The organism is Methanoculleus sp. UBA413, from assembly GCF_002502935.1.
GTDB classification, from domain to species: Archaea; Halobacteriota; Methanomicrobia; order Methanomicrobiales; family Methanoculleaceae; genus Methanoculleus; species Methanoculleus bourgensis.
Map to the genome: position 1 here is coordinate 8,351 of NZ_DAQR01000082.1, position 12,880 is coordinate 21,230.

General features: G+C 63.0%; 14 protein-coding genes and 1 pseudogene. 4 read left to right on the plus strand and 11 right to left on the minus strand.

The genetic code is table 11. The annotated features are described in order from the left end of the window. Positions 1-30: 30 nt before the first annotated feature. The 7 genes from BP858_RS06835 to BP858_RS06865 form a co-directional block, all read right to left on the minus strand. Positions 31-1,650 (minus strand): thiamine pyrophosphate-binding protein, encoded by a 1,620-nt coding sequence (locus tag BP858_RS06835; RefSeq protein ID WP_286879159.1) that lies wholly within the window; start codon positions 1,648-1,650, stop codon positions 31-33. Next, positions 1,631-1,828, minus strand: coding sequence for a rubredoxin (locus BP858_RS06840; RefSeq protein WP_062264074.1), 198 nt, complete (start codon positions 1,826-1,828; stop codon positions 1,631-1,633). The genes BP858_RS06835 and BP858_RS06840 overlap by 20 nt, the downstream gene beginning before the upstream one ends. A gap of 201 nt (positions 1,829-2,029) precedes the next feature. Further along, positions 2,030-2,398, minus strand: a complete 369-nt coding sequence (locus BP858_RS06845) for a hypothetical protein (protein ID WP_214166967.1) — start codon at positions 2,396-2,398, stop codon at positions 2,030-2,032. A gap of 414 nt (positions 2,399-2,812) precedes the next feature. Next, positions 2,813-3,832, minus strand: a complete 1,020-nt coding sequence (locus BP858_RS06850; RefSeq protein WP_062264068.1) for a Coenzyme F420 hydrogenase/dehydrogenase, beta subunit C-terminal domain — start codon at positions 3,830-3,832, stop codon at positions 2,813-2,815. A gap of 5 nt (positions 3,833-3,837) precedes the next feature. After that, the gene (locus BP858_RS06855) at positions 3,838-4,575 is read right to left on the minus strand and encodes a hypothetical protein (protein WP_062264065.1); all 738 of its coding nucleotides are present in this window, start codon (positions 4,573-4,575) and stop codon (positions 3,838-3,840) included. Between the two features lie 5 nt (positions 4,576-4,580). After that, on the minus strand, positions 4,581-6,098 hold the full coding sequence (locus BP858_RS06860) for a glutamate synthase-related protein (RefSeq protein ID WP_214166968.1): 1,518 nt from the start codon (positions 6,096-6,098) through the stop codon (positions 4,581-4,583). Then, a complete protein-coding gene (locus BP858_RS06865) occupies positions 6,095-7,147 on the minus strand; it encodes a class II glutamine amidotransferase (protein ID WP_062264061.1) in 1,053 nt (350 codons plus the stop codon). The genes BP858_RS06860 and BP858_RS06865 overlap by 4 nt, the downstream gene beginning before the upstream one ends. A gap of 104 nt (positions 7,148-7,251) precedes the next feature. Between BP858_RS06865 and BP858_RS06870 the strand changes: the two genes are divergently transcribed. Further along, entirely contained in the window at positions 7,252-8,583 is a 1,332-nt protein-coding gene (locus BP858_RS06870) for a glutamine synthetase family protein (protein ID WP_214166969.1), read from the plus strand. Between the two features lie 286 nt (positions 8,584-8,869). On the opposite strand, the gene BP858_RS06875 is transcribed toward BP858_RS06870, so the two are convergent. From BP858_RS06875 to BP858_RS06890, 4 genes are all read right to left on the minus strand, one after another. Next, entirely contained in the window at positions 8,870-9,190 is a 321-nt protein-coding gene (locus tag BP858_RS06875) for a hypothetical protein (RefSeq protein ID WP_062264058.1), read from the minus strand. Between the two features lies 1 nt (position 9,191). After that, positions 9,192-10,091: an Mrp/NBP35 family ATP-binding protein gene (locus BP858_RS06880; RefSeq protein WP_286879160.1), complete on the minus strand. Its 900-nt coding sequence runs from the start codon at positions 10,089-10,091 to the stop codon at positions 9,192-9,194. 206 nt (positions 10,092-10,297) lie between these two features. Beyond that, complete coding sequence (tsaA, locus tag BP858_RS06885) at positions 10,298-10,735, minus strand: tRNA (N6-threonylcarbamoyladenosine(37)-N6)-methyltransferase TrmO (protein WP_074174899.1); 438 nt, start codon at positions 10,733-10,735, stop codon at positions 10,298-10,300. A gap of 4 nt (positions 10,736-10,739) precedes the next feature. Continuing rightward, complete coding sequence (locus BP858_RS06890) at positions 10,740-11,165, minus strand: ribonuclease HI family protein (RefSeq protein ID WP_074174900.1); 426 nt, start codon at positions 11,163-11,165, stop codon at positions 10,740-10,742. A 143-nt stretch (positions 11,166-11,308) separates the two neighbouring features. On the opposite strand from BP858_RS06890, the gene BP858_RS06895 reads away from it, so the two are divergent. The 3 genes and pseudogenes from BP858_RS06895 to BP858_RS06905 form a co-directional block, all read left to right on the plus strand. Further along, the gene (locus BP858_RS06895) at positions 11,309-12,016 is read left to right on the plus strand and encodes a phosphoribosyltransferase (RefSeq protein ID WP_214166970.1); all 708 of its coding nucleotides are present in this window, start codon (positions 11,309-11,311) and stop codon (positions 12,014-12,016) included. 120 nt (positions 12,017-12,136) lie between these two features. Then, positions 12,137-12,502, plus strand: coding sequence for a YbhB/YbcL family Raf kinase inhibitor-like protein (locus BP858_RS06900; protein ID WP_286879161.1), 366 nt, complete (start codon positions 12,137-12,139; stop codon positions 12,500-12,502). Positions 12,503-12,587: 85 nt separating this feature from the next. After that, positions 12,588-12,880: pseudogene (locus BP858_RS06905) on the plus strand (YbhB/YbcL family Raf kinase inhibitor-like protein); the annotation flags it as partial.

A 12,880-nucleotide genomic window follows, 5' to 3' on the forward strand; every position in this document is an offset into this window, starting at 1 on the left:
CACGACCCGCGATCCCCTCACACCGGAGTCTCACCCGAATCGCTTCGGGTCGGTTTCGACATCGATGATGACCGGCGCATTCATCTGCACCGCCTTCCTGACCGCCCCAGCGAGGTCCTGCGGCCGGGTCACCTGTATCCCGGTGGCGCCGCAGGTTCCGGCAAAGGCGGCGAAGTCGGGGTTCGTGAGGTCGATCCCGTAGGGCGGGTAATTCGCCTCCCGCTGCTCCTGTCTGATCATGGCAAGTTCGCGGTTGTTCAGGACCACCGCGATGATCGGGAGGTCGTACTTGACCGCCGTGACGAAGTCGGCCATGACCATGGAGAATCCGCCGTCCCCGGTGATGCAGACGACGGTCGCATCAGGGTAGGCCAGCTTGGCCGCGATCGCTCCCGGGAGCCCGAACCCCATCGTCCCGAGATAGCCCGACATCGCAAACCGCTGCCGCTTCATCCGGAAGTTCCGCCCAAACCACCACTGGTTATCCCCGACATCGACCGATATGACCGCATCCTCCGGCAGTGTCTCGGAGAGGACGTTCATGATGTAGGGCGGGCGGAGCGGGACAGCCTCCGGGTCGGCCTCCCGGTCGAGCCGGTCGAACCACTCCCGTTTCCGGTCAGCGAGCCACTGCCTGATGCCCTGGTCCTCCCGCGGCCTGACCTCTTCAACGATCCGGGGCAGGGCGATAGCACAGTCTCCCCAGACCGCCGCGACGAGCGGGTGTTTCCCGAGCTGGAGCGGGTCGATATCGACCTGGACGGCCCGTTTATCCGCCGGGATCCCGGTGAGGTCTGAGAAACTCGCACCGCAGGCGATCACGAGATCAGACTCCAGGACGAGCGTCCAGGCGTGCGGTGTCCCGAGTTCGCCATGCACCCCGGCAATCCATTCGTTATCGTCGGGGAGGATGCCCTTCGCCCGGAAGGTGGTGACGATCGGCGCCTGGATTCTCTCTGCCAGGTCAAGGACCGCTCCGGCAGCATCCATGGCCCCGAAACCCGCGAGGATCACCGGCCGTGTGGCGCCGTCGATCGCCTCCGCCGCCGCCCCGACAGCCTCGTCGGTCGGCGCAACCCTGACCGCCGGGAGGCAGGTCTCGCGCTTGCAGTAGGCAGGGTCAAGCGGCGCTGCCTGGATGTCGTTCGGGATGGAGAGTTGGGCGACACCACGGGCGACGATGGCGTAGCGCAGCGCCCGGGTGAGGAGTTTGACCGCCATCGCCGGGTCGGCGACGGTGTTATTGAAGACCGTGACGGGCCGGAAGAACGCGTCCTGGTCGATCTCCTGGATGCCGCCGGGACCGGCGTACTGCGCCTTTACCTGCCCGTTGAGTGAGAGCACGCTTGCCCGGTCTTCCTTTGCGTCGTAAAGCCCGGTGGCGAGATTCGTGGCACCCGGCCCGGCGATGGTCAGGCAGACTGCGATCTCTCCCGTGAACTTGTTGTAGGCCGATGCCGCCATAGCCGCGGTCTGCTCGTGCCGGGTGACGATGTACCGGGCGTTTGGGTTCCTCCTGACCGCATCCACCAGCGGGAGCGACGACGATCCCGGGATGCCGAAGTACAGGGTGATCCCCCAGGCCTCCAGTTCCGAGACCAGCACGTCGGCCACGGTCGTGACCGACTCTTCAGAGGTAATCTTCCTCATTTTTCTCCACCTCCTCTTCGTTAACCCGCACAAACGCTTCCTTTCCGCCGCGGCAGCCGGGACACCGCCAGCCGGGGGGGAGGTCCTCAAACAGCGTCCCGGGCGGGATGCCGTTGGCAGGGTCTCCCGCCTCCTCGTTGTACTCATAGTCGCAGATGCTGCACACCCATCGTGCCATACCGCTCACGCTCCGATGATGACACCCGGGCGTACCCGGTCTCAATGCATATAAAATTGCCCCCCGCACGGCGATTTCCCCGGCGAGCCATCCCGGGGAGTGACGATACCCGGCCGCCGGAAGCCTCCAGGCTACCGAAACGGGGCGACGTTATGGAAAAACAGAGCGTGAGCGAAGGGAAGGGGCGGTCTGGGCCCCCTCTCACACAGCGGCGCCCTGGATCCGTCCTTTCTCTTCGCCCAGGGCCCAGACAACAAATTCATCCGCCGATGGGAACGGGTCGACCTGAATGGCACACGGAGCTTCCTCTCTGGTGTCAAGCCTCGTCGTCTCCCCCACCTCCCCCGGCAGATGCGCATACCTGACCTCGTAGGCCGGTTCCGGGCCTCTCAGTTTCGGGTGCTGCGCCCTGCCGTAGGCGATGGCAACGGCCCATTCCTCATCACTGATGTCCACGTAGACGGTTCCGAGCAGCGTACCCCCGGCGCTCCGCACCTGGGTTGTCGATTCAAACGATTCCACGGCACTCTTCACGGTGCCTTTCGGAGAATACCCAAAATATCGTGCCATTTTTATCTCACCGCTGATTGTGTGTTCGCCTGCGGTCTTTGCAGGTATCAGGGTTCACTCGAACCACCGTGCAGGGAACCGGAGTGCCGTGCCTCGCGCAGGCAGTCACGGCAGTCGGGCTCTCAAGTCCGGGAACATCTGTTGCCGGAGCCGTGAGAGGGGACCGGTTCCGCACAAGACAATTTTATTGTTGTTAAAACTATTAAATTTGATCATTTGCCTGATGGATGACCTCATCTTACTTCGCGGGCGTGAGGGGCGGATCACCAGCTGCACAGAGAAGTGCGCGAAGTTCGGGAATGGATGTAGGGAACGTGGCCTCCGTGTGAGGTTATTGACTTTCCCCCTCACCCCTGAAGGGTCAGCAAAATGAGGTAAAAGGTTCCAATGCCAAAGCGGCGCCAAAAAAAAGTATTATTCCGCCTGGCGCTCTGCTTTCTTCGCCGCCAGGCGCTCGACTGCAGCGAGGTCGACGCTGCCGCCGGTCGCAAGTTTCCCCTGCCAGACCGCCCGGTCGACGAACCCCCTGCCGATATCGTTCCTGATGACCAGTGTCGTGTAGCCTTCCGGCGACCCGACAGCCCCGGCCGAGACATCCGCCTCCACCGCCGTAAAGTCGGTGCAGACCCGGCATCCGGGCCTGACCGACTCCTCCAGTTCAGCAAGCGGGATAGAGATATGCCGCTCGTCCTGGAGGTAGACGTCCAGTTTCCCCTTGATATCCAGGCGGCGGATATCCCAGGGCTCGATCCGGCGCTCAGACTGCAGTTTCCCTTCGACCAGTTTCGCGTAATCGAAGGTCTCCGTGCAGAAGAGGCCGATCACAAGCCTGATTGCCTTCGCGTAGGGCCGGAGGAGCTCGTGGTCGCTCGCCCGGATCGTCTGTGTCGCCCGTGCCACGCAGGGCACGCCCACGACGGCGATCCGCCGGTACTTCCGGGTGACGACCGCTTCCTTGAGGGACGCAAGCAGCGGCACCCACCAGGAGTAGCGGCTCCCGGCATGCTGGATGAGCGCGTCAGAGGAGGTGATCACCGTCGACGACGGCTTCATCGTCCAGGGGTCCCTCGTCACCGTGACGACCGCGTCGATCAACCCCTCATCGAGGGCGTTCACGAGGATTGCCGTCACCGCGCCGCCGCTCTGCTTGCGCTCCACCGGGAAGACCGACCTGGCCGCAACGATATCCTGGTGCGGCCCGAGCATCTTCCCACATGATGCGAGATCGACCCGTGGACAGGCCGCGTAGCATGCCCCGCAGGGCACGCTGTCGTTCTCGGCCTTACAGTAGCCGATGTTCACCGGTGCATCGGTGTTCCCCGGTGCGAACCGGAGGGCATCCGCCGGGCAGACCGCCACGCACGCCCCGCACCCGGAACAGAGGTCGGTAGCCCAGACCGCGGCTTCCAGGTCCTTGAATGTCTTCGTATCCATCCCAATCACTCCCACGTATACTTTCCTGCAAAGGGCCTTGCGCTTGCGGGGACAATCCGGGTGTAGTCAGCACTGACCAGCGGTTCCGGATCGAGCCCGAAGTCGCCTGCAAACTCCCTGATCACCGGAGCGATCCTTGCCCGGTCCTCATCGGTGAGCGGCACCTTCTTTGCCCCTGCAGCGAGGCTCGCGTCGTCCACATCGCCGCGGATGATGATCTCCCCGCCGTGGATCCCGCTCCCGATCCCGCGTGCCTTCATAGTCCCATCGAGGTCGAGGACGATCAGGAGACCGCCCGCCATGTATTCACCGAGGAACGTCTGGGCGGACCCCCCGACGACCAGTATGGGGCGTTGCGCCTCGTACTGCTTCATGTGGATCCCGCCCCGGTAACCGATGTTCCCGCGGACAAAGACCTTGCCGCCGCGCATACTGTGCGCCACCGCATCGCCGGCGCTCCCGTGGATCACCACCTTCCCGGAGTCCATTGTGTTGCCGGGCGCGTGCTCAGCGTTGCCGTGGACGATGACCGTCGGGCCGCTCATGAACATCGCAAGGTCGCCGCCCGGGACGCCGTAGACGTGGATGGAGGCGTTTCCGCGGAGGCCGTTGCCGATGAATCGCTGCCCGAGGACGCCTTTGACGACGACCTCACTGACCCCGTTCTCCACGGCCTCCCGGATCTGCCGGTTCAGGGGGGTGTAGTGCATCCCCTCCGCATCAATCGTGACTGTCTTTCCCATCGTGCTCACGCCCCCACCGGCTTGACGTCGAGAACATTGAGCAGGTTCTCATCAAGCATATAGCCCCGGAGCCGGTCGCGGTTGCCCCGCAGGCTCTCGATGCTGTTTACCCCCGCCGCACCCATCAGTTCGGTGATCTCCATCGTCCATGCATGGATCAGGTTTGCCACCTGCTTCGATGCCACGTCGGGGTCCAGGCGCTGCACCAGGTCCGGGCGCTGGGTGGCGATCCCCCAGGGACAGAGACCCTGGTAGCAGTTTCCACAGACCCGACATCCCATCGCCGCGAGCGCCGCAGTGCCGATGTAGACCGCGTCAGCGCCGAGAGCGATTGCCTTTGCAACGTCCGCACTCTCCCTGATGCTGCCGCAGGCGATGAGGGAGACCTCGTTCCTGAGTCCCTGCCTGCAGAGTTCACGGTCGGCGCTTGCAACTGCGACCTCGAGCGGGATGCCGACATGGTCGCGGAAGACCCGTGGTGCCGCGCCGGTGCCGCCCCGGAACCCGTCGATGACGACGGCGTCCACCGAGGCCCGGGCAACGGCCGCCACGTTCTCAGCCGTGTTGTTGACGGCCGCGATCTTCGCAAAGACCGGTTTCTTCCACTCCGTCGCCTCCTTGATGGACCGGACGAGCTGGGAGAGGTCCTCGATGCCGTAGATATCGTGGTGCGGCGCCGGGCTGATCGCGTCGCTCCCTTCCGGGATCATCCTTGTGCGGGAGACATCCTTACTGACCTTCTCCCCGGTGAGGTGCCCGCCGATGCCCGGCTTTGCGCCCTGCCCGAGTTTGATCTCGATGGCGGCGCCGCGTTCCAGGTAATCGATGTTCACGCCGAACCGGCCCGATGCCACCTGGACGATCATGCGGTCCTGGTAGGGGTAGAGCCCGGCGTGGAGTCCGCCCTCCCCGGTGCCCATGTAGGTTCCAGTCTCCTGTGCCGCCCGGGCCATGGAGATCTGGGCGTTGAGGCTGATCGCCCCGTAACTCATGTGGCCGAGCATGATCGGGGTCTTGAGCATGAGGTTTGGGGTGAGCTCCGTGGCGAGTTCGACTTCTCCGTTTGAGTTCCGGCGGAGGTCCAGTTTTGACGGCTTCTTCCCGAGGTATGTCCGGAGTTCGACGGGCTCGCGCAGCGGGTCGGTCGGGGGCGTGGTGACCTGGCTTGCGTCCAGCATCAGGTGGTCGAAGATGACCGGGAGGTCGGCGACGCTCCCCATCCCGGCGAGGATGATCTTGCCGGTCCGGGCCTGGTTGTAGATCGCCTCCCTGGTCTGCCTGGTCCAGACCGGGTGGCTCCGGTAGTCGCAGGGCTGCTCCTCAAGGCTGATGGCGTCCCGGGGGCAGTAGGCAAGGCACCGGTGACAGGCGGTGCACTTCCGGGAGTTGATCAGGATCCGGTCGCCGTCCCGCCTGAATACGCCGTAGGAACAGTTGGTGATGCACCGCTCGCACTCCATGCACTGCTCCCGGTCGATCGTGACCCGGTAACGCAGCGGCATGCTGCCGAGGTTGTTACTCATGGAGCAACCCTCCCGATCACCGGCTCTCCTGCAGCCGGTGTGGTGATCGACTCGACCCCTGGCTCCATGGCACGGATGGCCGCCTCTTCGCTTGATATGTAGAGCCGATCTCCGCACTCGCCGACGACCATCGGCCTGAGTTTGCCCCGGTCGGTGAACCCGACCATCATATCGGGGTTCGCTGCGACAACAGTGAACGGTCCGTTCATCGTCGCCGACCCGTACGCGAGCCGGAGGGCGCGGTTCAGGTCCTGTTCAGCTTTCGGCATCAGGTCGATATCCTCCCAGAAGGGCGGAGAGAGCGCCCTGATGGCGAGGTTGATATCAAGGCCGTGCCGCCGCACCAGGAGGTCGATTAAGTAGGTGATGATCTCGCTGTCGGTGGACATGGAGCAGGTGTACCCGAAACTCTCAATATAGCGCCGGTTGGTCCCGTAGGAGGTGATCTTTCCGTTCTCCACGACGCTCCAGTCATGGAGGTTGAACGGGTCGGGCCGCTCCCACTTTCCCGGGTTGTTTGTCGTATACCGGTTGTGCGCAAGCCAGATGTAGCCCTCGTAGTCCTCGATCCGGTAGTAGTCTGCCACATCTTCCGGCCAGCCGCCTGCCTTGAAGACGCCGACGTTCTTCCCGGACGAGATGATCTGGGCCCCATTTGAGCCTGCGTTGATCTGCATCACGAGACTTGTGATGATATCCTTCTCCGGCGATGCGCTCCCGGGCGCGAGAGAGGGGTCGGGCCTGAAGAAGTAGCGCCAGGGAGTGCAGGTTGCCCGGAGATTCGGCTGGTCGTAGGTTGGGATCGCTTCATTGTGCTCGACCGTCCCCCACTGTTCCAGCGTTGCGTCGACAACCGCTTTGCCGTCGCGAGCGTTATCGAAGAAGACGTGGAGCGCGTAGCAGTCCCGGTAGTCAGGGTATATGCCGTATGCCGCGTAGCCCGCCCCCTCGCCGCTGCCGCGCTCGTTCATCATGGAGAGGGCCTGTCGGATGCCGGAACCATCCATCATCTGGCGCCTCTTATCCATTACACCAAATATGCCGCACATTGTAACCTCGGTGAATTAAAGTTCTGTTGCCGATTCCTATAATTCTGCTCGATTATATTTGTGTCAATAGATATTTATTCCATCGGATAGAAGTAGACTTCCACATGTCTGGCGATGCCACTTCTGCGATGCTCGAGCGCATTGAACAGGATAACGTCCGATTCCTCCATCTCCAGTTCACCGACCTCATCGGCATGCCAAAGAACGTCGCTATCCCGGTGAAGCAGGCAGAGAAGGCACTGACCAGCGGGATCGGGTTTGACGGGTCATCGATCGAGGGGTTCGTCAGGATTGAGGAGTCCGATATGGTGCTCAAACCCGACCTCTCTACCTACACCCTCCTGCCCTGGGGGCCCCGGGAGTATACGGTGGCGCGCTTTATGTGCGACGTCTACAAGGCGAGCAGCGGCAAGCCGTTCGAGGGCGACCCGCGCCACGTGCTCCGCGTGGCCATGGAGGATGCGGCACGGGACGGCTACATCTTCAACACCGGCCCGGAACTGGAGTTCTTCCTCTTCCGGATGGTAGACGGCCGACCGACCACGCTCTTTCAGGACGTCGGCGGCTACTTCGACCTTGCGCCGACCGACCTTGCGGAGGATGTCAGGCGCGAGATCATCATCGCCCTCACTGAGATGGGGTTCGAGATCGAGGCGTCGCACCATGAGGTGGCCGAGAGCCAGCACGAGATCGACTTCAAGTACAGCGACGCCCTCCACACGGCGGACAACGTCATCACCTTCAAGTTCGCGGTCAAGACGATGGCGCTGATGCGCGGGCTGCATGCGTCGTTCATGGCAAAACCGATCTATGGCATCTGCGGGAGCGGGATGCACACCAACTGCTCGCTCGAGAAGGACGGGGTGAACGCCTTCTATGACCCTGACGCCCCGCGCCAGCTCTCCGAGACCTGTATGCACTTCATCGGCGGCCTCCTGAAGCATGCAAAGGCCATCACCCGGGTCGCAAACCCGACGATCAACTCCTATAAACGGCTGGTCCCCGGCTACGAGGCGCCCTGCTACATCAGCTGGAGCGCCGGCAACCGCTCGGCCCTCGTCCGGGTCCCGACACCGCGCGGCAACAGCACCCGGGTCGAGTTCCGGAGTCCAGACCCGACCTGCAACCCCTACCTCACCTTCGCTGCGATGCTCACCGCCGGGATGGAGGGCGTCCGGGAGAGGATCGAACCCCCGGCGAGCATCGATAAGAACATCTACCATATGACGCTGGAGGAGCGGGCGGGTGCCGGGATCGAGACGCTCCCGGGTGACCTCTACGCGGCCCACCAGGCCCTGCTCGCCGACGACCTCATCTGCAGGGCGCTGGGCCCCCACGTCGTCGAGGCCCTCACGAGTGTTGCGGAAGCAGAGTGGGAGTCCTACCGGACGGCGGTCCACCCCTGGGAACTCGACCGCTACCTGGCGACATATTAATCTCTTTTTTCGGAGAAATCAGCCCGGTCCCGGGCAACGGAGGGTTCCCGGCCCGGCGTTTACGGAGCGGGGGATACTCCATTGGCGCAAACGTAATCCGGGGTGCACTGACTTGAAACCCGGTTGGTATGCAGAGCAGCCGCTGGAACAAGGAACCATGCGCCCGGGTGAAAAAAAGATAAGGACTGCGCACCGCGCAAAGCCCGACCCCGGCGTCCGGGTTGCCGCAAAAAATCCTTCACCGGTGCAGAAAAATAGGTGGCGGATATCTTCGCCGGCGTCCGGGCTAACAGCACTGCTGTTTGCCGCCCGCTTCTTCTCCCTCGAGGAGGAGCCTGCCGAAGAGTATCCGTTCGAGCACGGAGGCCACGTACTTCATCTGCTGGGCCGCCTCCATGTCCTCGTAGCGGTGGATGTCGGCGTAGACCTGCAGGCGGACGAGGCCGAACCGCAGGCGGTCGAGGTCATCGTCGTCAAGTTCCGACGCCTCGCGGTAGACGGACTCCAGCAGGAAGGGGAACTCCTCAAAGTTCTCGAGCGCCTGCACGATCCTTGCACACACCGGGAGGGGGTCCTCCCGCCCGGCAAGAATCTCTGCGTAATTCATATTACTCCTCGATCTGCTTCACAAGCGCTTCCATGATGGCATCGATGCTCTTCCAGGTTGGGTCTTCCCCCCCGGCACGACGGATGATGAAAGGTCTTCCCTCGTCCGCTGCTTTCCGCATCTCGGGGTCGAGCGGGATGGCGCCAAGGAAGGGCACACCGAGTTCGCCTGCCTCCTTCTCCCCGCCGCCCTTGCCGAAGATATCGATCTCCTCGCCGCAGTGGGGGCAGACAAACCCGCTCATGTTCTCCACGATCCCGAGCACCGGAAGTTCGAGTTTCTTCACAAACTCGACCGCCTTGCTCGAGTCGAGGATTGCCACATCCTGCGGGGTGGTGACGATGACAGCCCCCGCGATGTTCGGGGCGAGCTGAGCGATGGTGAGGGCCTCATCGCCCGTGCCGGGGGGGAGGTCGACGACCAGGTAGTCGAGGTCACCCCAGTTGACGTCTTCCAGGAACTGTTTGATGACAGTCATCTTCATCGGGCCACGCCAGATCACGGGGGTGTTGCGTTCAGGGAGCAGGAACGCCATGGAGACGATCGCAAGGTTGCCGGTGGCCCTGACCGGTTCGATGACCTTTCCGTCATAGGACTGGAGGCGGGCATCCTCGACGCCGAGCATCTTCGGGATATCAGGGCCGTGGATATCGAGGTCGATGAGTCCGGTGTTATAGCCACGGTTGGCGAGAGAGTAGGCGAGGTTTGCCGATACCGTGCTCTTCCCGACCCCGCCCTTCCCGGAGAGGACGAGAACGACGTGCTTCACGCTGATATCTGCCTTCGGGGGAAGGCCTTTTGGGGCACTCACGTTTCTTGGGTCCTCACACTTAGTTGTAGACGGGCAGCCGGCACAGTTCCCGGTACATGTATCCTTATTCGGTTCATTCGTTTGAGCCATCAGAAGTATCCTCCATGGTATTGTATCCTTCAGTAAGGACGATCTTGAGCTACTATATATTAACGACACGTGTCACAAAAAGGTATAGTTGATGGCAAAATTATCCCGTCCGGCCGCCGGGATGCTGTTTTTGCACGGATTTACCCTCCGGCGGTGGTCTCTCGCCGCCCACAAGGGGTGCCTCACGACGACCCCCTGATCTGGACCTACTTTTTGATATGCCACCCGCCCGTCGCCTCGGGGATGCAGTCGATCTCGGGGGAGTAGGGCTTGATGTCCAGCACCGGAGTTCCGTCGAGGGCATCAAGCCCCCTGACCACCAGGACGCTGCCGTCTCGCCTGACCAGGTCGACGATCCCAAAGCCGATCGGGTTTGGCCGGGCGGGCGAGCGTGTGGAAAAGACTCCCCGGGTCCGGGTCTCCCCCGGGGGCTTTGCGAGGAGCTCCCCCCGCTCCGCCCGATCAAGCCAGTAGAGCACGATGAGATGGCTGCTCCGCTCAACGTTCTCAAGCCCGGGGACGTAGGCGTCAAAGATGTGGATCTCAGCGATGGTATCTGCCAGCCGGCCCTGGCGCGGGGCGTCGCCCCGCTCCCGGTAGGGTGACCGGACGACGCCGATGGGGATGCATTCGATTGCGGTCATACTTCTACCTTCTCCTTGCCTCTGAATCGAGCACATCATTGCAGAGACGGTCCGCGACCTGGATACAGGGGTGCTCCCGCGGCACGCTCTCGAACCTGACCTCCGCGAAGTTCCGCGCCAACTGCTGCACCTCGCCTGCAAGGACCTCCAGATGCTCTTTTCTGATGCGGTACCGGCCGGTGAGCTGGCGCACGACCAGTTCAGAGTCTGACCTGACCCTAAGCCTCCCCTGTGTGAACGCCCGGGCGGCGCGAAGACCGTTGATGACGGCGTGGTACTCGGCCACGTTGTTGGTCGCCTTCCCGATGTACCCGGAACGGCTGGCGGCGATGGATCCTTCCTGTACGATCACGTATGCCCAGGCGGCGTCTCCGGGGTTCCCGCGCGATGCGCCGTCGGTATACAGGGTCACCGTATCGGCTGCCGTCACCGCTGTCTCCTCCGGTTTGTCTCAGTGAGCGTCATCTATCGCTTGATCATCCGATCTCTGAAGGGTTATTGGTATCGTTTCTCCGGGGAGGTGCGGCCGCTCACCGGAAGATGTTAATATCGCGGTGCAGTAGAGGCTGACCTATGCTGGATACGGGCCGGATTATTGAGGATCGGGCGATGCGGGACAGGCTGGGCGTTTTTGAGGACAGGACCGATGCCGGCAGAAAACTGGCGGCGATCCTCGCGCCGATGGAGACGATCGGGGATGCTGTGGTCTGCGCCATCCCTGCCGGGGGGGTGCCGGTGGGGCTTGAGGTGGCGCGGGTGCTCAAGGCCCCGCTCCGGATGGCTGTGGTGCGGAAGGTGCAGATCCCCTGGAACCCGGAGGCCGGGTTCGGCGCCGTGACCTGGGACGGGCGGGTCTTCCTGAACCGTGGTCTCATGGCCGGGCTCGACCTCTCGGAGGCCGAGGTGAACGCCGCGGTCGCGAAGGCCCGGAAGAACGTGGAGGAGCGGATGGAGAAGTTTGCAGGCGGTCACGGCCGGGAATCGGAGCTTCTGGGCCGGACCGCGATCCTGGTCGACGACGGTCTTGCAACCGGGTATACGATGCTCGCCGCCATCGAGGCGGCCCGGGCCGAGTCGCCCCGCCAGGTCATCGTTGCGGTCCCCACCGGGTCGCTCCACGCCGTCACCTTCATCGCCGGGAAGGCAGACCTCGTCGTCTGCCTGAACATCAGGACCAGCCGCGTCTTCGCGGTGGCGCAGGCGTACGAGCGGTGGCACGACATCACCGACCAGGAAGTGCAGGAACTGCTGATCCAGGCCCGGGACATGGGGCTCATCTGATTCTTCCCGGGGTTACGGTCGGGTTCCGGCCACGATGCCGGACCTGATCCCGCGCCGCAACGGGTATATATGACCACCTCCACGAGGGCACCGGAAGGGCGATTGCGTATGCAGAACCTGATGATAGAGGTCGATTTCGACCGGTTTCCCCCGGAGCATACCTGTGACGGGGACAACATCTCCCCGCGGATCAGGGTATCGGGGTCGGATGCACCCTACCTCGCGGTCATCATGGACGACCCGGACGACCCCACCGGCACGTTCACCCACTGGATTGCCTGGAACATCCCTTCGACCGGCGAGATCCCGATGGCTACGGCGAGACGATGGCAACCTACGGCCGCAAAAAAGCACCTGAGGTCCCGCCTGAGACCGCGTGAGGGACCTGAGTCCCCGGATCTTCAGCTCGGGAGAGAGATCGGGGCCAGGCGCAGGCAGACACGACCTCATCGATGCCATGCGGGAGCACATCCTCCAGTTCGGTGAGACCGCCGCTTTCCACTCCCCATGACCGCGCAAACCTTTTTCACATTCCGGATCCGATAGGTGACTATCGAGGGAGACCGATAATATGCCAAAACTTACCGTAAAACTGGATTTTGAAGATTTTCCGGAGGTCTACACCTGTAGGGGGGCGAACCGGTCGCCTCCCATCAGGGTGGAGGGGCTCCTCCCGAATATCAAGTCGCTTGCTATCCTCGCGACGACGAGCCCTGAGGAGGGACCGGCGAAGGTGGCGTGGCTCCTCTGGAACCTTCCCCCGGTCTCGCTGATCCCGGAGGGGTTCCCGGCGGGGGAGGAAGTGGAGTCACCCCTTCATGCCGTGCAGGGCACAAACGATTTCGGCAACATCGGTTACCGGGG

Excerpts from the sequence above, each read along its gene's own strand:
- BP858_RS06835 (WP_286879159.1), bottom strand. The coding sequence starts at position 1,650 with ATGAGGAAGATTACCTCTGAAGAGTCGGTCACGACCGTGGCCGACGTG.
- BP858_RS06840 (WP_062264074.1), bottom strand. The coding sequence starts at position 1,828 with ATGGCACGATGGGTGTGCAGCATCTGCGACTATGAGTACAACGAGGAG.
- BP858_RS06845 (WP_214166967.1), bottom strand. The coding sequence starts at position 2,398 with ATGGCACGATATTTTGGGTATTCTCCGAAAGGCACCGTGAAGAGTGCC.
- BP858_RS06850 (WP_062264068.1), bottom strand. The coding sequence starts at position 3,832 with ATGGATACGAAGACATTCAAGGACCTGGAAGCCGCGGTCTGGGCTACC.
- BP858_RS06855 (WP_062264065.1), bottom strand. The coding sequence starts at position 4,575 with ATGGGAAAGACAGTCACGATTGATGCGGAGGGGATGCACTACACCCCC.
- BP858_RS06860 (WP_214166968.1), bottom strand. The coding sequence starts at position 6,098 with ATGAGTAACAACCTCGGCAGCATGCCGCTGCGTTACCGGGTCACGATC.
- BP858_RS06865 (WP_062264061.1), bottom strand. The coding sequence starts at position 7,147 with ATGTGCGGCATATTTGGTGTAATGGATAAGAGGCGCCAGATGATGGAT.
- BP858_RS06870 (WP_214166969.1), top strand. The coding sequence starts at position 7,252 with ATGTCTGGCGATGCCACTTCTGCGATGCTCGAGCGCATTGAACAGGAT.
- BP858_RS06875 (WP_062264058.1), bottom strand. The coding sequence starts at position 9,190 with ATGAATTACGCAGAGATTCTTGCCGGGCGGGAGGACCCCCTCCCGGTG.
- BP858_RS06880 (WP_286879160.1), bottom strand. The coding sequence starts at position 10,091 with ATGGCTCAAACGAATGAACCGAATAAGGATACATGTACCGGGAACTGT.
- tsaA (WP_074174899.1), bottom strand. The coding sequence starts at position 10,735 with ATGACCGCAATCGAATGCATCCCCATCGGCGTCGTCCGGTCACCCTAC.
- BP858_RS06895 (WP_214166970.1), top strand. The coding sequence starts at position 11,309 with ATGCTGGATACGGGCCGGATTATTGAGGATCGGGCGATGCGGGACAGG.
- BP858_RS06900 (WP_286879161.1), top strand. The coding sequence starts at position 12,137 with ATGATAGAGGTCGATTTCGACCGGTTTCCCCCGGAGCATACCTGTGAC.